Below are 18,029 nucleotides of genomic sequence, written 5' to 3' on the forward strand. Positions count from 1 at the left end.
GCCCTGCCCACGCGCCTGACGGGCTTGCCCGGCACCTTCCCTGGTCATATTGTTGCTTAGGCTAAGGAACGGAGGCCGTGTGGGCGGGGCGGGCGTGCGTGGTGAGCGGTACAAATGGGTGGCGTTGACCAACACGACGATCGGCGTCCTGCTCGCGACGATCGACTCGTCGATCATGCTGATCGCGATGCCCGATATCTTCCGCGGGATCCAGCTCGATCCACTGCTGCCGGAGAACAGCTTCTACCTGCTCTGGATGATCGTCGGCTACCTCGTGACCAGCAGCGTGCTGGTGGTCAGCGTCGGCAGGCTGGGGGATCTGTACGGCCGCGTGCGCATGTACAACCTCGGGTTCGTCATCTACACGTTCGCCTCGCTCGTGCTGACCATCGACTGGATGACCGGGCATCCCGGTGCGATCTGGCTGGTCGTGTGGCGGATCGTGCAGGGGGTCGGTGGCGCCTTCCTGGTCGGCAACTCGGGCGCCATCCTCACCGACGCGTTCCCCGCGCACCAGCGCGGGCTCGCGCTCGGCATCAACAACGTCGCCGGGATCAGCGGCACGTTCATCGGGCTCGTGCTGGGCGGGCTGCTCGCGCCGATCAGCTGGCGGCTGGTGTTCCTCATCTCCGTGCCCTGCGGGGTTTTCGGCGCGGTGTGGGCGTACCTGCGGCTGCACGATCTGTCCCGCCGCTCGGGCGAACCGATCGACTGGCTCGGCAACGTCACGTTCGCACTCGGGCTGATCCTGGTGATGATCGGGATCACCCACGTCATCCAGCCCTACGGCGCGCACACGATGGGCTGGACCAGCCCGGTCGTCCTCGGCTGCCTGGTGGGCGGGGTCGCGCTGCTGGCCGCGTTCGGCGTCATCGAAACCCGGGTGAAGTTCCCGATGTTCCGGTTGCCGTTGTTCAAGATCCGCGCCTTCACGTTCGGCACGCTGTCGACGTTCCTGTCCGCGCTCGGCCGCGGCGGGCTGATGTTCATCATGATCATCTGGCTGCAGGGGATCTGGTTGCCGCTGCACGGGTACAGCTTCGAGTCGACACCCCTGTGGGCGGGTATCTACATGCTGCCGCTGACGATCGGTTTCCTCGTGGCGGGGCCGGTTTCGGGGTATCTGTCCGACCGCTTCGGGGCGCGGCCGTTCGCGACCGCGGGCATGCTCGCCGCGGCGCTGACGTTCGTGCTGCTGGAACTGCTGCCGATCGACTTCCCGTACCCGGCATTCGCGGCGATCCTGCTGCTGAACGGGCTCGCGATGGGCTGTTTCGCGTCGCCGAACCGGGCGGCGGTGATGAACAGCCTGCCGGCGAACCACCGCGGCGCCGGTGGCGGGATGAACTCGACCTTCCAGAACTCGGCACAGGTGTTCTCGATCGGGATCTTCTTCTCGCTGATGATCGCCGGTCTCGCCGCGACCCTGCCCACGGCGCTCACCCAGGCGCTGACCGCCCACCATGTGCCGCCCGCGGCGACCGCGGCGCTGGCCACCAGCCCGCCGGTCTCGGTGCTGTTCGCGGCGTTCCTCGGCTACAACCCGATGCAGCACCTGCTGGGGAACACCGTGATCGCCCAGCTCCCGCCCGCGGACGCGGCCGCGCTGACCGGGCATTCGTTCTTCCCGCAGCTGATCTCCGGTCCGTTCCAGGCGGGGCTGCACATCGCGTTCGGCTTCGCCATCGCCGCCTGCCTGATCGCCGCGGGAGCGAGCGCCTTCCGCGGCAGCCGGTACGTGGCGGAGCTCGAGACCCCGGTGCTGTCCTCGGGCAAAGCGTCCTGAGCCCCGCCCGTCAGGCCTGCTGCTCGGCGGGCGGTTGCCGGCTCCCGGCGGCGGGATCCGGGTGCCCGGCGCGCCACTGCTCGTCCGACTGCTGCCAGGCGGCTTCGGCCTGCGTCTGGATGTCGGTGAGCTGCCGGTCCACCTGCACGATGTCCTTGCCTGCCCAGCCGGCCCAGTTCTTGCTGCTCTTGAGGTCCGACATGGCCTTCACGAGCGGGTAGCTGTCCGGCGCGTTCTTCTTGACCCAGTCGTCGAAGAACTTGACCTTCTCCAGGTACGGCTTGCCGTTCCTGTCCGTGAACTTCTTCAGCCAGTCCTCGTGCTTCTTCAGCAGCTTGATGTCCTGCGGCCGCAACAGGGACTGCGGGGCCGGGGGCCGCTGCTGCGTGCCGCCGGCGGGCGGGTTCTGCTCGTGCGGGGACGGCGGCGTCTGGTCGTGCGGGGTGTTGCCGCTGGGCGTCGTCTCGTCGTGCGGGGACGGCGGGGGCGTCTCGTCGTGTGGCGTAGGCGGCCTGCTGTCGTGCGGGCCGTTGAAGTGCTGATCGGCCGCCAACCAGGTGTCGAACGGCTCGTTGTCCTCGTGCGGGGTGCTGGGCGTGTCCTCGTGCGACGTGCCTGGCGGTGTCTCGTCGTGCGGCGTGCCAGGCGTGCTGTCGTGCGGTGTGTTGAGCGTGGGCCCGTCGTGCACCGGCGTGCCCGAGCCGGTGTGCGGTGGCACCAGGGTCATCTCGTGCGAGCTGCCCGGCCGCGGCGCGGTGCCCTTGCCCAGTTTCGACAGATCCCCCAGCCGCTTGGCGGTCCGGCTCGCGAACGCGGTCACCTTGGCCACTTTGGCGGCTATCGCGGCGGCCTGCACCGTAGCCGTCACCACGCATTTGGTCACCCCGGCCACGACCGACGCGCCGAACGTGATGGCCGCCATCGCGAGCGCGACCAGCATGGTGGCGATGATGTCACCGAGGACCGTGGTGATGACGTCGCGGATGAGCGAGCGCACCGCGGCGATCAGGGCACCAGTGGTCTTGACCACGTAGCCGGCGATGTCGACCGAGTGGCCCGCCTCGTCGATTTGCCCGCGGTGACCGTCCATCCGGGACTTGAAGCTGTCGTAGCCTTCGCCCCGCCACTGGGTGATCTGCGCCTGCAGCGCGGAATCCATGTCCCTGGCGGCGTTGCGGAGGTCTTCGGCGATCTTGTGCAGCTCCTCGGCGAGCTTGTTGACCTCCGCCGGGTCCCCGGCGAGCTGATCGAGTGGCTCCTTGAGGAACGAGACGTGCTCGATCAGCCAGCCCAGTCCCGCGGCGATCAGCTTGGCGAGGGGATCGAGTGCCAACGCGACGGTGTCAAGCACCGCGCTGGCGACGTTGATGCCGAGCTCGACGCCGATCGCGGCCGCGTCGGCGCCGTGCGCGTTCTTGATCTCGTCGGCCGAGATCGCCACCTGATGCCAGCTGTCGATCGCCCCGGCGCCGGTCGTCGAACTCGACGACGTGATCGGCTCCATTACACTCACTGCCCCAGCTCCTTGGCGAAGTCACCCAGTCCGGACAACGCGGCCTCGTCCTGGTTCCGGTAGGCCTCGGCGGCCTTGACGGTGCTCTCGGCGACCTGCGTGATGTCCTGCGACGCCTTGTCGACGTTGCCCGCGACCGCGGCCAGCGCGATTCGCGCCGGTATCGCGAGGATCTGCGCGAGGATGACGCCGAACGCCTGGTCGTCGAAGCCGTTGGCCGCGTGCACCCCGCTCGCGGACTGCTGTACGGCCGGCGCGGTGGTCCGGGAGAGGTAGTCCCCGAACTTGTGCAGCTCCGCGGGATCGACCTTGAAGCCGTCTCCTGCCACGGTTTTCGCTCCTACCAGGGATTGTTGTCCTCGTCCTCGTCGTCTTCCGCGGGCCGGGACGGCCGGCCGGGCGGTCGCTGCTGCTGGCGGGGCGGGGCCGGCGGGGGAGGGGGCGTGCCTTCCTCGTCTTCGTCCTCAGCACTTACGGGCAGGAACTCCCGCAGCACCTCCATGGCAGGGGAGCCCTCGCCGACGAGATCGCCGAACGCGCCGGAAACCTCGGCGGAGACCTGTTTCCGCGCGGTGGCGACGAGCCCCATCACGAGCTCGGAAAGGGCTTCCGGAGGCCGCCGGTAGGCCGCGGGCGTGAACGTGATTCCTTGCAGGACACCGCTTGCGTTGACGGTGACGGAAACAGCCCCGTCCGGGGCGCGCACGGTCGCCGAAGCGGTGCGGAGTCTTTCCTGGGCTTCTTCGGCCCTGGCCTTGATCTGCTGGAGCCGGGCGTCGAACGCGGCGAGCGGGTCGCCGCCGTTGCCTGCGAACTGAGTCAATTTTTCCCTTGTCACAAGGAGAAGTCAGAGTGTGACAAAGTAGATCAGGCACGCCTGAACTCCCGGGGACACCGAGTTGAACACCAGCTGTCACCGCTCGGCTCTCCGCCGTAGCAGCGGGCTGATCCGGTAGTCGACCAGTTCGCGCATCACGAGCGCCGTGCTGGTCCGCTCCACGCCGTCGATCGCGAGGATCTGCCCCGCGATCCGGTAGAGGTCGTCGGCGTCGGCGGCCACCACGTGCACGAGCAGATCGGTCGGCCCGCTGATGCCCTGGACCTGGAGCACCTCGGGGATGTCCGCGAGCGCGGCGGCGACCTCGTCGAGCAGGCGCTGCCGCACCTGCGTCGTGACGAACGCGGTCAGCGGGTACCCGAGCAGTTTCGGCGGCACCCGCCGCTCGAACGAGTCGAGCCGCTCTTCGAGCCGGGCGAGCCTGCTTTGCACGGTATTGCGGGAAATTCCCGTCCGTTCGGCGAGCGCGATCGTCGTTGCCCGCGGGTCCTCGCTCAGCGCGAGCAGGAGCCGGGCGTCGGTGGCGTCGGTGCGGTCAGGGTTGGGCATGATGCTCGCTTTCGTCCGTCCGAGTCCCGTGGTTTCTGGGCATTTTGCTTAGCTGATTGTCCCCGCATTGTGCAGCACGCCCCAAGGTGCTGTCATGTTTGGAGATTCTGCTCAGACAGGCGAGGTAGTGAGATGACCAGCGTGCTCCCGGCGCGCCCGTGGGAGGGCGAAGCCGGCCGGTTCGACGTGCTGCGGGAGATCGAGCGGCGCGTGCTGTGGCTGTCGACTTCGATCATCCAGCACGCGAACCGGGTCCGGCCCAACCACTCCGGGCTCAAGGTGGGCGGTCACCAGGCGTCGAGCGCGTCGCTGGTGTCGATCATGACCTCACTGTGGTTCCGGCACCTGCGCCCGCAGGACCGGGTTTCGGTCAAACCGCATGCCTCGCCCGTGCTGCACGCGATCAACTACCTGCTCGGCGAGCTGGACGAGCGGTACCTGACCACGCTGCGGGAGTTCGGCGGGCTGCAGAGCTATCCCAGCCGTGCCAAGGATCCCGATCCGGTCGACTATTCGACGGGTTCGGTCGGGATCGGCGCGACGGCGCCGATCTGGGGCGCCGTCGCGCGACGCTACGTCGAGAACGCCGTCGGCGGCGCGGGCACCGGGCGCCAGTACTCGCTGCTCGGTGACGCCGAACTGGACGAGGGCGCGGTGTGGGAGGCGATCCTCGATCCGGGCGTGGCCGAACTGGGCGAGCTGGTCTGGATCGTCGACCTCAACCGCCAGTCGCTGGACCGGGTCGTGCCGGACATCGCCGCGGGGCGCCTGCAGAGCATGTTCGCCGCGGCCGGCTGGCAGGTGCTCACGCTCAAGTACGGGCACCTGCTGGAGGAGCTGTTCGCGCGGCCCGGCGGGGCGGCGCTGCGGGCGCGCATCGACGACATGCCCAACCCCGAGTACCAGCGGCTCCTGCGCTGTGACGCCGCTGAGCTGCGCGACCGGTTACCGGGCGCAGATGCCGGGGTCGGGCGTCTTCTGTCCGATGTGGACGACGAGACGCTGCTGGCCGCGCTCCGCAACCTCGGCGGCCACGATCTCGCCGCGCTCGACGGCGCTCTCGAGTCCATCGAGGACACCAGGCCGACCGTCATCTTCGCCTACACCATCAAGGGCCGCGGCCTGCCGACGCAGGGTCATCCCCAGAATCACTCCTCGCTGCTGACCGGCGAGCAGTGGCGCACGCTCGCGGCTGAACTGGGCGAGGACGCCGAGAGGCCGTGGCGCCGCTTCAGCGAGGGCCCCGCCGCGAGCCTGTGCACCGAAACCGCGATCCGGCTGCGCCGTCCCGGATATCCCGCCACCGAGCCGCCCGCGTTGCCGGTCGACATCGGCCGCACGCCCACCGGCACCACGACCAGCCAGGCCGCCCTCGGCCGCGTCCTGCTGGACCTGACCCGCGAAGCGCCGGAGGCGGCCAGGCGCGTGGTCACCGTGAGCCCCGACGTCAGCTCCACCACGAACCTCGGCGGCTGGGTGAACAAGGTCGGCGTGTGGTCGGTCCGCGAGCGCGTCGACTGGTTCGCCGACGACGCCGAAACCATCCTGCACTGGCGGGAGAAACCGACCGGGCAGCACATCGAACTCGGCATCGCGGAGACGAACCTGGTCGGGCTGCTCGGTGAGCTCGGCGCGACCTGGAGCCGCTGGGGGCAGCCGCTGCTGCCGATCGGCGTGCTCTACGACCCGTTCATCGAGCGGGCGCTGGAACCGTGGTCGTTCGGGATCTACGCCGGTGGTCAGTCCATTGTGGTCGGTACGCCGTCGGGGGTGACGCTCGCCCCGGAAGGCGGTGCGCACCAGTCGATCACGACCCCGTCGCTGGGCCTCGAACAGCCCGGCTGCGTGAGCTATGAACCCGCGTTCGCGATCGACGTCGAGTGGACGTTGCTGGCGAGCCTCGCGCGGCTCGGCAGGCCGGACGGCGGTTCGGCGTACCTGCGGCTGTCCACCCGCCCGGTCGACCAGACCCTGGCCGCCGTCCCGGCCGATCCCGCGGCGAGGCAGCGGCGGCGGGAGCAGGCCGTCGCGGGCGCGTATCCCCTGCGGCGCACGGAAAAGCCGAAGGTGACCATCGCGGCGATGGGCGCGCTGGTGCCGGAGGCGCTGGCCGCGGCCGAGCGGCTGGAGGCGTTGGGAATGCCGGCGGACGTGGTGTGCGTGACGAGCCCGGGGCTGCTGTTCGACGCGATCGCGGCCCGGCACGGCCGGGCGGACGCGCCCAGCTGGATTCTCGACCAGGTGTTCCCGGCGGCCAGGGCGACCCCGCTGGTCACGGTGCTCGACGGCCATCCGCATACGCTCGCGTTCCTGGGGACCGTCAACCGGGTGCCGCAGATCGCGCTCGGGGTGACCCGGTTCGGCCAGTCGGGTTCGATCGAGGACGTCTACCGCTACCACGGCATCGACACGGACAGCATCGTGCGGGCCGCGCTCGACGCGGGGGATCTGCGGTAACGGCCCGGTGCCTGAAGGTCGTCAGCGCATGTCCAAACGCGACGGTCCTACCGGCGCGGGGTCAGCGGCGACGGCCGTAGTTTCCGTGCCGCGCCTCGGCCGCCGGATCGCTGCCTGTCAGGATCACCTGCACCATCACGGGTCCTTCTGGTGTCGGGTGACGTCGGCGAGCATCGCGTATCCGCAGGCGAGCGCGATCACCAGGAAGAACGCCGCCGCGGCCCACGCCCACCACACGGTCGCGGTGACCGCGAGGTAGACCTGGATCCCGGCGGTGACGGCGAAGAGCAGCGCGCACAGCAGCCACCAGCGGCGGTAGCGTGCGCCCGTGGCGCCGGATTCGACGTGCACGACGCATCACCTCGGCCGTTTGGGGGTTGTGCAGGGACTATCGCCATGGGCGCCCGGTCGTTACCTGCCGGTACGGCGGGCAGGGCCGAAAGTCCCCCGCTCCCGGGGCCGAATGCCAGCGGCGCCGGGAGCGGCGCCTCTCCTACCGTCATCGTGGGGGAGGATCCGGAAGGCGGGCGACCATGGCTCAGGCAGCGGCCGGCGGGCCGATCGTGGTGGGCGTGGACGGATCGGGGGCGGCGATGCGGGCGGTGCGCTGGGCCGCGGAGGCGGCCGTGCGGCGCTCGGCCCCGGTGCGGATCGTGCACGCTGTGGCGCCGGTTACCGTGCGCGCGCCCGGGGCCGCGCGAGTGGCGGTGCACGCGCGGGACGCGGCGAAGCGGCTGGTGGAGCAAGTGGCCGCGGAAGCCGCGATGGCGGCGCCCGGGCTTGTCGTGACCACCGTCGTCCCGATGCGCCCGGCGTTCGAGGCGCTGCTCGCGGAGTCCGGGACCGCGTCGATGCTGGTTGTCGGCCCGACCGGGCTGGGCGCGTTGCCCGGGGTCCTGGCCGGTTCGCTGCCCGCGAAGCTCGCGGCACACTCCGGCTGCCCGGTCGCGGTGGTGCGGGGAAGCGGTGAACGGCGACGCGGACCGGTGGTCGCGGGCCTCGACGGCGGCCCGCTGTCGGAGGCGGTGATCGCCGCCGCGTTCGAGGAGGCCGCGAACCGCGAGGTGCCGCTGATCGCGGTGCACGCCTGGAGCGATGCCGATTTCGCCGGCCTGTTGCCCGAGTCGCGGCGCTACCTCGGCTGGGAGCCGATCGAGGAGGCCGAACGCCGCGTGCTGGGCGAGAGCCTCGTGCCGTGGCAGGAGAAGTACCCCGAGGTGGCGCTGAACCGCCTCGCCGTGCGCGACCGGCCGCGGCACGTGCTGCTCGAATGGAGCCGGCGGGCGCAGCTTCTCGTCATCGGCCACCGGGGCCGCGGCGGGTTCGACGGTCTCGCCTTGGGGTCGGTCGGCCACGCGCTCGTGCACCACGCGCAGAGCCCGGTGCTGGTGATCAGGCCGCCGGCTCGCTAGTCCGTTGTGGACAGTGCACGAACGACCGCGCGGCCGCGGCGCCGGTGGTGGTTGAGATCGGTGCGCGCGCCGGTGACGATCGCGGGTTCGGGCAGCGTCACCGCTGATGTTGCTGACCGACGCCCGGCGCCCCGCGCGGACGGGAGAGGGCGGGGAGCTGATCCCGCTGGCCGAGCAGGACCGCGGCCGGTGGGACGCGGCCTCGATCGAGGAGGGCGTCGCGCTCGTTTCGGATTCGCTCGCGCGCTCGGAGCTGGGGCCCTACCAGCTGCAGGCCGCGATCGCCGCGGTGCACGCGGAAGCACCGTCCATGGTGGACACCGACTGGCCGCAGATCCTTGTGCTGTACCAGATCCTGGAGCGTGTCGCGCCGAATCCGATGGTGACCCTCAACCGCGCGGTCGCCGTCGCGATGGTGGACGGGCCGCGTGCGGGGCTCGCCGTGCTGGACACAGTGACCCTGGCACGGCACCACCGGCTGGACGCCACGCGGGCCCATCTGCTGGAGATGGCCGGGGACGTCGAGGAAGCACGCGAGTACTACCGACGCGCCGCGCGGGCGACGGCGAGCATCCCGGAACGCCGCTACCTGGAGGGCAAGATGCGGGCGCGGTGAACCGCCTCTTGACATCGCCGGGGATCGCAAGGCAGTGTTCTGGCCCACTGAGCTAGTGGACTAGTGGATGAGCCAATGGAGGCGAGATGCCGCGAACCTCGGATGCTGCCCGCACGGACCGCCGCAGGGCCGTCGTCGCCAGTACGGTCGGCACGACGATCGAGTGGTACGACTTCTTCCTGTACGGCACGATCGCCGCGCTCGTGTTCCCCAAGCTGTTCTTCCCCACCGGTTCGGCGAGCGCGGGGGTGCTCGAATCGTTCGCGACGCTGTTCGTCGGCTTCGCGGCGCGGCCGGTCGGTGCGGCGATCTTCGGCCACTACGGCGACCGGGTCGGGCGCAAGGCCACGCTCGTCACGACGCTGCTGCTGATGGGTATCGCCACGGTCCTCGTCGGGGTGCTGCCCGGTTACTCGCTCATCGGCCCGGCCGCGCCGATCCTGCTGACCTTGCTGCGAGTCGTGCAGGGTATCGGCGTCGGCGGGGAATGGGGCGGCTCGGTGCTGATGTCCATGGAATGGGGCAGCGCGCGCCGGCGCGGTTTCCTCGCGAGCCTGCCGCAACTCGGTGTACCGCTCGGCCTGCTGCTGTCGACGGCCGTGGTCTCCGCGTGCACCGCGCTCAGCGGCGACGGGTTCGAGACGTGGGGCTGGCGGATTCCGTTCCTGCTCAGCGCGGTGCTGATCGGGATCGGGCTGTGGGTGCGGCTGAAGGTCGCCGAAAGCCCGGACTTCGCCGAGGTGAAACGCACCGCGGGCCTCGAACGGCGGCCCGTGCTCGCGGTGATTCGCCACCACCCCAGGGAGATCCTCACCTCCGCCCTCGTGCGGCTGTCCGAGCAGGCACCGTTCTACCTGTTCATCACGTTCGTGCTCACCTACGGCACGAAGGCACTGTCGCTCCCCCGGACCCAGCTCCTCACCGACACCATGGTCGCCGCCGGGATCGGGCTGATCAGCGTGCCGCTGTTCGGGCACCTGTCCGACCGGTTCGGCCGCCGGCTCGTCTACGGCGTGGGCATCGTGTGCACGGGCCTGTACGCCTTCCCGTACTTCGGCCTCCTCGACACCGGTTCGGCCGGGCTGGTGCTGGTGGCCATCGTCGTCTCGCTGATCGTGCACGACGTGCAGTACGGGCCTCAGGCCGCGATGATCGCCGAAAGCTTCGGCACCAACGTCCGCTACAGCGGCGCGGGGATCGGGTACCAGCTCGCGTCGGTGATCGCCGGTGGTCCCGCCCCGCTGATCGCCGCGGCCATCCTGCAGCACACCGGGTCGAGCACCGGGATCAGCTGGTACATCGTCGGCTGCGCCGTGGTGTCGCTGGCCGCGCTGGTGCTGATGCCACGGCGGGCCGCCGCCGGGTCCGAGGTCACGAAAACGTCCCGAACCGGAATGGTCGGCCAGCCGTGATGGTTTCGTGCTGGAAGAACGAAGACGGCGGCTGGCCGCCCTGCTACGCCCCGAACTGCCCGGGCTCGTCGACGAGGTGACCCGCGAGATCCGCCACGCCGTGCCCGAATACGGCCGGCGGTTCGAGGAGGCGCATCCGGGGCTCCTGCGGGACCGGGTGCGGTACGGGGTCACGCTGTTCGCGGACCTGATCGAGTGCCCGCACCAGGCCTTCCGCGAAGCCGAGCGCCGCTTCCGCGGGATCGGCCGCGCCGAAGCCCATTCGGGCCGCACGCTCGACCAGTTGAACGCGGCGCTGAGGATCGGCGGCCGGGTCGCGTGGCGGCGGGTGGCGAGGGCGGAGCGGCAGCGCACGCTCCCGGCGTCCGACGTGTCCTGGCTCGCGGACCGGCTGTTCGGGTTCCTCGACGAACTGGCCGCGCTCGCGACGCGCGGATACCGCGAGGTACACCAGCATGCCGACGACGGCGGGCTCGGCGTCCGGCGCAGGTTGCTGCAGATGGTGCTCGCCCGGCCCGCCGCCGAACCGGCGGCGATCGCCGACCTCGCCCGCACGATCGGCTGGCCGCTGCCGGAGCAGTGCGCCCTGATCGCCGTCGAGCCCGTGCGCCCGGAGCCCGCGCTGGGCGCCGACGTGCTCGCCGACCTGCGCGAGCCCGAACCGTACCTGCTGGTGCCCGGCCCGGTGACGGGCGAGCGGCTGCAGCGGCTGTCGGCCGCGGTGAGCGGCACGCGCCTGGCCGTGGGCCCGACCGTGCCGCTCGCCGAGGCGCCGTCGTCGCTGCGCTGGGCGCGGCAGGCGTTGCGGCTGGTCTTAGACGGGGTGCTGCCCGATCTGCCGGTCACCGCATGCGCCGAGCACTGGTCCACGCTGTGGCTGCTGGGCGATCCGGCCTTGCTCAACCAGGTCGCGAAACGCCGGCTCGCCCCATTGAGCGCGTTCGCGCCGAAGCAGCGTGCGCGCCTGGCCGGCACGCTGTTCGCGTGGCTGCGGGCACAGGGCAACGTCCAGGAGACGGCGGCGAACCTGCGGGTGCACCCGCGCACGGTGCGGTACCGGATGCGGCAGATCGAGGACGCCTTCGCCGGCGACCTGCACGAACCGACCGCGCGGTTCGAGATCGAGGCCGCGCTGCGCGGGCTCGATCTGCTGGGAATCCCACACTCCTGAGCTGTTGACGGCGATGTCGCCCTCGATCGAGACTCGCTGGAGCCGGGAAACAGGGAGTGGCGTTGGACTTCGAGCGGATGGTGGCGGCGCGTGCTCTGCTGTTCGTGCCCGGGCATCGCGCCGACCGGTTCGACAAGGCGGTCGCCTCCGGCGCCGACGCGGTGATCCTCGATCTCGAGGACGCCGTCGCGGCCGCCGACAAGGACGCCGCGCGTTCGCATGTGGACGAATGGCTTTCCGGCGGCGGCACCGCCCTGGTGCGGATCAACGGCAGTGACACGCCGGAGTTCGAACCGGACCTGGAACTCGTCGCGAAGCACGGGTGCCCGGTCATGCTGCCCAAGGCCGAGGACCCGCGGGTGCTTGCCCGGATCGAGGCGCCGCTGTTGCCGATCATCGAGACCGCGCGGGGGATCGAGGCGGCGACGGCGTTGTGCGCGGTCGAGAACGTGGCGCGGGTCGCGTTCGGCAGTGTCGATCTGGCGACCCAGCTCGGGGTGCGGCACGACGACGAGCTGGCCCTCGGCTACGCGCGCTCGCGCCTGGTTCTCGCGAGCGCCGCGAACGGGATCGCGCCGCCCATCGACGGCGTCACCACCGACCTCACCGGAGAAAGCGCTCTCACCGCGGACGTCCGGCATGCCCGCCGGCTCGGGTTCGGCGGCAAGCTGTGCATCCATCCCAGGCAGGTTCCGCTGGTGCGCGAAGGTTTCGCGCCGACGGAGGAGGAACTGAGCTGGGCGCGGCGGGTGCTGGCGGCCGGCGATTCGGTGTCCGCTGTGGACGGTCAGATGGTGGACCGCCCGGTGCTGGAACGGGCGCGGCGGTTGCTCGCGCGACAGTAGGAGGTGTGGTGGAAGCCGACGAGTTCACCGCGGTGCTCGGTGCGGTCCGGGATCTGGTGCGCAAGGACGTGGTGCCGCGCGAGGAGGAGATCGAGCAGCGGGACGAGATCCCGGCCGATCTCCGCCGCAAGGCCGCGGACATGGGGCTGTTCGGCTGGGCGCTCCCGCCGGAGTACGGCGGGCTCGGCCTGTCGATGAGCGAGGACGTCCGGCTCGCGTTCGAGCTGGGCTGGACCACGCCCGCATTCCGGTCGATGTTCGGCACCAACAACGGGATCGCGGGCCAGGTGCTGGTCGGCTTCGGTACCGAGGAACAGCGGGCGAAGTGGTTGCCGCGCCTGGCTTCCGGGGAGACGGTCGCGTCCTTCGCGCTCACCGAAGCCGAAGCCGGATCCGACCCCGGCGGCATGACTGCCACGGCCCGGCGCGAGGGCGGGGACTACGTCATCAACGGGACGAAACGGTTCATCACGAACGCGCCGATCGCCGAGCTGTTCGTCGTGTTCGCGCGCACCGATCCCACCGCGTCCGGCACCAGCGGGATTTCGGCCCTGCTGGTGGAATCCGGCACTCCCGGGCTCACCGTCGGCCCGCGTGACCACAAGATGGGCCAGGCCGGCGCGTGGACCGCGGAAGTGTTCTTCGACGACGTGCGCGTGGCGGCGTCGGCCCTCGTCGGCGGTAAGGAGGAGGAAGGCTTCCACGCGGCGATGGCCTCGCTCGCACGAGGCCGCCTGCACATCGCGGCGATCTGCGTCGGGCTCGCCGAGCGCGCGCTCGAGGAGATGGTGAGCTACGCCGCGAACGCGCGCCAGGGCGGGCATCCGATCGGCGACCACCAGTTGGTGCAGGCGCATCTGGCCGAGTCGAAGGCCGAATGCGCGGCCGGGCGCGCGCTGGTGCTCGACGCGGCGGCGAAGTACGACTCGGGCGAGGACACCAAGGTCGGCCCCTCCTGCGCGAAGCTGTTCTGCAGCGAGATGGTCGGCCGGGTCACCGATCGCGCGGTGCAGGTGCACGGCGGCGCCGGCTACATCCGCGGGGTCACGGCCGAACGGCTCTACCGCGACGCGCGGCTGTTCCGGATCTACGAGGGCACGAGCGAGGTGCAGAAGCTGGTCATCGCGCGGCAACTGCTCAAGGCGGCGCGATGACGCTGCCGCTGGAGGGGTGCACCGTCGTCAGCCTCGAACAGGCCGTAGCCGCGCCGCTCGCGACGCGGCATCTGGCGGATATGGGCGCCCGCGTGCTCAAGATCGAACGGGTGGACGGCGGGGATTTCGCTCGTGCCTATGACAGTTCGGTGCGCGGGATGGGCTCGCATTTCGTCTGGCTCAACCGGGGCAAGGAATCCGTCGCGCTGGACGTGAAGAGCGAGGACGGCCTCGCGGTGCTGCGCGCGCTGATCGGCCGGGCGGACGTGTTCCTGCAGAACCTGGCGCCCGGGGCAGCGGCGCGGCTCGGGCTGTCGGCACCGGACCTGCGGGCCGGGCATCCCGGGCTGATCGTTGTCGACATGTCGGGATACGGCGCCTCGGGCCCGTACCGGGACAAGCGCGCGTATGACCTGCTCGTGCAGGCCGAGGGCGGGCTGGTGTCGATCACCGGCACGCCGGAGGCACCGGCGAAGACCGGCATCCCGACGGCCGACATCGCCGCCGGTATGTACGCGTATTCCGGGGTGCTCGCGGCGCTCGTGCGGCGCGGGCGGACCGGGGAGGGCGCGCAGATCGAAGTGTCCATGTTGGACGCCGTCGCGGAGTGGATGGGCCATCCGCTCTACCTCGCGGCGCACACCGGCGAGCAGCCGCCGCGGGCCGGGCTCAGCCATCCGGTGATCGCGCCGTACGACGCGTACCCGGCGGCGGACGGCTCCGAGGTCCTGATCGGCATCCAGAACGACCGTGGCTGGGTGCGGCTGGTGACCGAGGTGCTCGGCCGTCCCGAGCTCGCCGACGATCCGGAGTTCGCGACCAACGTGGCCCGCGTCCGCAACCGTGAGCGGGTCGACGCGGCGGTCGCGGAAGGCACGAAAGCACTTTCCGCCGAGGACCTGATCCGCCGCCTGGACGCGGCCGGGATCGCGGCCGCGCGCCTGAACACGGTGCGGCAGCTGATCGAGCACCCCCAACTGTCCGAACGCGACAGATGGCGCACCGTGCCGACCCCGGTCGGCCCCATCGAGGCGATCCTGCCCCCGGCGACCTTCGCGGACGTGGAGTCGCGGATGGGCGCGGTGCCGGCGCACGGCGAACACACCGCCGCCGTCCTCGCGGAACTGGGCTACGGGGAAGCGGATATCGCGGCCCTGGGCAAGCGGGGCGCGATCTTCGCGCCTTGATCCTCGTCAGCATATGTTGACGCGTGCCCGGATGTCAGCATATGCTGACATCATGGAACCGACACTGGCACTCGCGGAAAGCGCCACCAGCGAAGACCCCGATACGGGCCTGCGCGCGGTGGCCGCGTTACGAGCACTCACCGAACGGCTGGAGATCCTCCAGGTCGAGCGGGCACGCAAGCTCGGGTGGTCCTGGCAGGACATCGCGGAGCGGCTCGGCGTCACGAAACAGACCGTGCACCGCAAGTACGGCCGGCGAGTCGGGGGGCGATGATGTTCGAGCGCTTCACCCCGGACGCCCGCGCCGTCGTCGTCGAGGCGCAGGAGCATGCTCGCCGGCTCGGGCACCGCTATCTCGGCTGCGAACATCTGCTGCTCGCCGTGGCCGGCACCGGCGAGCCCGCGAGCGCTGTCCTGCGCGAGTACGGGATCATCCCGGACCACGTCGAGGAGGAAATCGTCCGCCGTACCGGTCTCGGTGGCGGGGCCGGCCTGTTCAGCGACCTCGACGCGAACGCGCTTTCGGCCATCGGGATCGATCTCGACGCCGTGCGCGCCCGTATCGAGGCGTCCTTCGGAGCCGACGCCCTCACCCGGGCCGCCGAAGCCATGGACTCTCGCCCGCGTCGTGTCTTCCGGCGGGGACTGCTCAGCCGTCGGCGCCGCCGTGCCGTCCTCGCCGCGTCGGCGCCCCGCCCGGCGGTGGCCGGCCGCTACCAGAGCGCGGGCCCCGTTCCGCGCGGGCACCTGCCGTTCACCACGCGCGCCAAGAAGAGCCTCGAAAACAGTGTCCACGAGGCGATCGCCGGGCACGATCAGCACATCGGCGTCGAGCACCTCGCGCTCGCCCTGATCGGGATGAGGGCCGGGCTGGTGCCCCCGATCCTGGAGGCGCTCGGCGCGTCGGCCCCGGCGGTGCGCGCGGCGATCCTCGACCGCCACCGGCGAGCCGGCTGATCAGCGGTCGTAGTACTGAGAGCCGTAGGTCCGCGTCTGGCCCCATTCGCGGGTGTTCGCGCGTTTCAGGGCGCTGCCGGCGGTGCTGATCAGCAGCAGCGTGATCACCAGCCCGATCACCAGGTTCAGCACGCCGGTCGCGATCTTGGTCTCGAGCTTCACCGACAGGCTGAGCGGCAGCACGACGCCGATGAGGGTCACCAGGACCATGATCCAGCCGAAGAACGTCGTCGGGGCCGGGGTGGCGACGGTCAGCAGGTGGAGCAGGCCCGTGGCCGCGAGCGCGACGATCGCGGAGACGATGGCGTACGTGGCGGTGTTCGCGTTGCCCCAGAGCCCGGAGCCCTTCGGCGCGAGGATGGCGGCCCCGGCGAGGCCGCGCGCGATCAGGGTGCCCACGATCGCCACCAGCGCCGCGACGAGTGCGGTCGCGGCGCCCCCTGCCCACAGCCGCCCCGGATCGGGCCGGGCCTGCCGACCGTAGTCGCCCATACCGTGCGGTTACCCCACCGCTGTTGCCCCAAACCGGCCTATCGGGTGGCGAGGAGTAACTGCAGGTGACACACCAGCCGTTCCCGTGGGTCGTCCAGGCGCAGCCCGCCGATCGCCTTCGCGCGGCGGAGTCGGTGGCGCAGCGTGTTGGGGTGGATGTGCAGACCGGTCGCGGCGGCGCGGACGTCGCCGAGGGCGTCGAGGTACGCCAGCAGGGAGGTCACCAGCTCGGTCCCGTGCTCGGCGTCGTGTGCGACCAGCGTGCCGACCGCGGGGTCGCGCAGGTCCGGATTCTCCTCCAGCAGCGAGAGTGTCTCGTCGAGCAGGATCTCCGCGCGCAGGTCGGAAATCGTGGCCACGTGCCGGTCCGGCGTGCGCGCCATCGCGTCGAGCACCCGGTCCGCCTCGCCTCGGGAGGTCGACACCTCCCCGAGCGCCGGGACCGCCGACCCTATTCCTGCCTGCACGCGCGTCCCCGCTCGCGCGAGGACCGTCACCACGTGATCGGCCACCGTGGGCAGCGAAGCATCGGCATCCGGCAAAACCGCGTACACCCGCGAGCCGACCGTCGCGACGAGCGCGCCCCGCCGGTACGAGGTCGCGTGCACGGAGACCACGTTGCTGATCTCCAACCGGTGCAACTCGTGTTCCGACCGGTCGCGCTCGACCTCTCGCGCGGTGATGGCCAGTACGGTCGCCGGGGCCGACGGGTCGAGCCCGAGGTGCCCCGCCACGAGGTCGGCGCTGACCCGGCCTTCCAGAAGTCCCTCGACGAGATCCTCTCGCGGGCGGACGCTCGGCGACCGCCGCCGCAGCAACTGCACCGCGGCGAGCCGGGCGGCGCCCAGTAGGGCGCTTTCGGCGCGCTCCGCGAACGGCTGCGCGCCTTCTTGTACCCAGATCGTGCCGAGATGCTGCGTGCCGGCCCGGATGCCGACCGCAAGCCGCCGCCGGATGCCCAGTTCCGGCCGCTCCTCGACGCGCACGACCTCCTCGCCGGAGCGCAGCCGCTGGTACACACCCCATTCGCGCAGCAGCGCCAGGTACTGCTCGGGTCCTTCCCAGCCGAGGATCGACAGCCGGCGCAGCTCGTCGATCTCGTCGTCCGACCGCGAATAGGCGAGTACCCGGTTGCCCGCGTCCTCGATCGTGACACTGCCCGCGGTCAGTACCGCGACCGTTTGCGCGAGGGCGAACAGGTCGCCACTGTCGGCCGTGGAGGCCGCAGCGAGGCTCGCCGCCTCCAGCACCTCGCGCAACAGCGTCTGCAGCTGGTCCCACCGCATCCGCGGCCCGACGGTCAGCAGCGCCGTCCCGCTGTCCTCCGCGGCGGCGCGCAGGTCGTCGAGCCCGCCGCCGTGCTTGACCACGACGGCCACCGCGCCCGCCCTCGCCGCCGCCCGCACCGACCGGACCGCGCCGCGCCCGCGGACGCCGACCAGCAGCACCAGTTCGCCGGCGAAGCTGCCCGTCTCGTCGTCGGGGTCGAAGATGCCGACACCCTGCACGAGTGCGTCGAGGCTGCCTGCCGCCGGTTCCAGGAGCGGCTCTCCGACGGCCAGGAGCAGCTGCCGCAACGGTAGGCCGCTCGTTGTTCGATCGGACAAGCTCACCTTTTCAAGATTAGCCGATCAGCCAGT

The 18,029-nt window shown here is 71.1% G+C and carries 18 protein-coding genes; 11 read left to right on the forward strand and 7 right to left on the reverse strand.

Features of this window, described 5'->3' with window-relative positions; all coding sequences use genetic code 11:
• The first annotated feature begins 79 nt into the window (after positions 1 to 79).
• The gene (locus FG385_RS02885; RefSeq protein WP_200834268.1) at positions 80 to 1,786 is read left to right on the forward strand and encodes an MFS transporter; all 1,707 of its coding nucleotides are present in this window, start codon (positions 80 to 82) and stop codon (positions 1,784 to 1,786) included.
• 10 nt (positions 1,787 to 1,796) lie between these two features.
• Here the strand turns inward: FG385_RS02885 and FG385_RS02890 are convergent, their stop codons facing one another.
• The 4 genes from FG385_RS02890 to FG385_RS02905 form a co-directional block, all read right to left on the reverse strand.
• Positions 1,797 to 3,290 carry a proline-rich domain-containing protein gene (locus tag FG385_RS02890; protein ID WP_235022373.1) on the reverse strand — a complete coding sequence of 498 codons (1,494 nt, stop codon included), beginning with the start codon at positions 3,288 to 3,290 and terminating at the stop codon, positions 1,797 to 1,799.
• A gap of 5 nt (positions 3,291 to 3,295) precedes the next feature.
• Complete coding sequence (locus FG385_RS02895; protein ID WP_139095014.1) at positions 3,296 to 3,628, reverse strand: hypothetical protein; 333 nt, start codon at positions 3,626 to 3,628, stop codon at positions 3,296 to 3,298.
• A gap of 11 nt (positions 3,629 to 3,639) precedes the next feature.
• Positions 3,640 to 4,122, reverse strand: a complete 483-nt coding sequence (locus tag FG385_RS02900) for a YbaB/EbfC family nucleoid-associated protein (protein WP_139095015.1) — start codon at positions 4,120 to 4,122, stop codon at positions 3,640 to 3,642.
• Positions 4,123 to 4,212: 90 nt separating this feature from the next.
• Positions 4,213 to 4,686: an Lrp/AsnC family transcriptional regulator gene (locus FG385_RS02905; RefSeq protein WP_139095016.1), complete on the reverse strand. Its 474-nt coding sequence runs from the start codon at positions 4,684 to 4,686 to the stop codon at positions 4,213 to 4,215.
• Between the two features lie 132 nt (positions 4,687 to 4,818).
• Between FG385_RS02905 and FG385_RS02910 the strand changes: the two genes are divergently transcribed.
• Positions 4,819 to 7,143 carry a transketolase-like TK C-terminal-containing protein gene (locus FG385_RS02910; RefSeq protein ID WP_139095017.1) on the forward strand — a complete coding sequence of 775 codons (2,325 nt, stop codon included), beginning with the start codon at positions 4,819 to 4,821 and terminating at the stop codon, positions 7,141 to 7,143.
• 135 nt (positions 7,144 to 7,278) lie between these two features.
• Here FG385_RS02910 and FG385_RS02915 read toward each other — a convergent pair whose 3' ends face one another.
• Positions 7,279 to 7,494 (reverse strand): hypothetical protein, encoded by a 216-nt coding sequence (locus tag FG385_RS02915; protein WP_139095018.1) that lies wholly within the window; start codon positions 7,492 to 7,494, stop codon positions 7,279 to 7,281.
• A gap of 182 nt (positions 7,495 to 7,676) precedes the next feature.
• Here FG385_RS02915 and FG385_RS02920 point away from each other — a divergent pair, with 182 nt between their 5' ends.
• The 9 genes from FG385_RS02920 to FG385_RS02960 all read left to right on the forward strand — a co-directional run bounded on the left by FG385_RS02920 (position 7,677) and on the right by FG385_RS02960 (position 15,897).
• Complete coding sequence (locus FG385_RS02920; protein ID WP_139095019.1) at positions 7,677 to 8,555, forward strand: universal stress protein; 879 nt, start codon at positions 7,677 to 7,679, stop codon at positions 8,553 to 8,555.
• Positions 8,556 to 8,661: 106 nt separating this feature from the next.
• Positions 8,662 to 9,171, forward strand: coding sequence for a DUF6596 domain-containing protein (locus FG385_RS02925; protein ID WP_200834270.1), 510 nt, complete (start codon positions 8,662 to 8,664; stop codon positions 9,169 to 9,171).
• 86 nt (positions 9,172 to 9,257) lie between these two features.
• Positions 9,258 to 10,583: an MFS transporter gene (locus FG385_RS02930; RefSeq protein WP_139095020.1), complete on the forward strand. Its 1,326-nt coding sequence runs from the start codon at positions 9,258 to 9,260 to the stop codon at positions 10,581 to 10,583.
• Positions 10,584 to 10,590: 7 nt separating this feature from the next.
• Positions 10,591 to 11,754, forward strand: coding sequence for a PucR family transcriptional regulator (locus FG385_RS02935; RefSeq protein ID WP_139095021.1), 1,164 nt, complete (start codon positions 10,591 to 10,593; stop codon positions 11,752 to 11,754).
• A 56-nt stretch (positions 11,755 to 11,810) separates the two neighbouring features.
• Positions 11,811 to 12,599, forward strand: a complete 789-nt coding sequence (locus FG385_RS02940) for an HpcH/HpaI aldolase/citrate lyase family protein (protein ID WP_139095022.1) — start codon at positions 11,811 to 11,813, stop codon at positions 12,597 to 12,599.
• Between the two features lie 8 nt (positions 12,600 to 12,607).
• Entirely contained in the window at positions 12,608 to 13,753 is a 1,146-nt protein-coding gene (locus FG385_RS02945; RefSeq protein WP_139095023.1) for an acyl-CoA dehydrogenase family protein, read from the forward strand.
• The gene (locus FG385_RS02950; RefSeq protein ID WP_139095024.1) at positions 13,750 to 14,940 is read left to right on the forward strand and encodes a CaiB/BaiF CoA transferase family protein; all 1,191 of its coding nucleotides are present in this window, start codon (positions 13,750 to 13,752) and stop codon (positions 14,938 to 14,940) included. The genes FG385_RS02945 and FG385_RS02950 overlap by 4 nt, the downstream gene beginning before the upstream one ends.
• Before the next feature lie 52 nt (positions 14,941 to 14,992).
• Complete coding sequence (locus FG385_RS02955) at positions 14,993 to 15,214, forward strand: helix-turn-helix domain-containing protein (protein ID WP_139095025.1); 222 nt, start codon at positions 14,993 to 14,995, stop codon at positions 15,212 to 15,214.
• Positions 15,211 to 15,897, forward strand: a complete 687-nt coding sequence (locus FG385_RS02960; protein WP_139095026.1) for a Clp protease N-terminal domain-containing protein — start codon at positions 15,211 to 15,213, stop codon at positions 15,895 to 15,897. Before FG385_RS02955 ends, FG385_RS02960 begins: the two co-directional genes overlap by 4 nt.
• Here the strand turns inward: FG385_RS02960 and FG385_RS02965 are convergent, their stop codons facing one another.
• The gene (locus tag FG385_RS02965) at positions 15,898 to 16,389 is read right to left on the reverse strand and encodes a DUF6069 family protein (protein ID WP_139095027.1); all 492 of its coding nucleotides are present in this window, start codon (positions 16,387 to 16,389) and stop codon (positions 15,898 to 15,900) included.
• 38 nt (positions 16,390 to 16,427) lie between these two features.
• Positions 16,428 to 17,966: a PucR family transcriptional regulator gene (locus FG385_RS02970; protein ID WP_235022345.1), complete on the reverse strand. Its 1,539-nt coding sequence runs from the start codon at positions 17,964 to 17,966 to the stop codon at positions 16,428 to 16,430.
• Positions 17,967 to 18,029 lie beyond the last annotated feature (63 nt).

Source organism: Amycolatopsis alkalitolerans, assembly GCF_006152065.1.
In the GTDB taxonomy this organism is placed as follows: Bacteria; Actinomycetota; Actinomycetes; order Mycobacteriales; family Pseudonocardiaceae; genus Amycolatopsis_E; species Amycolatopsis_E alkalitolerans.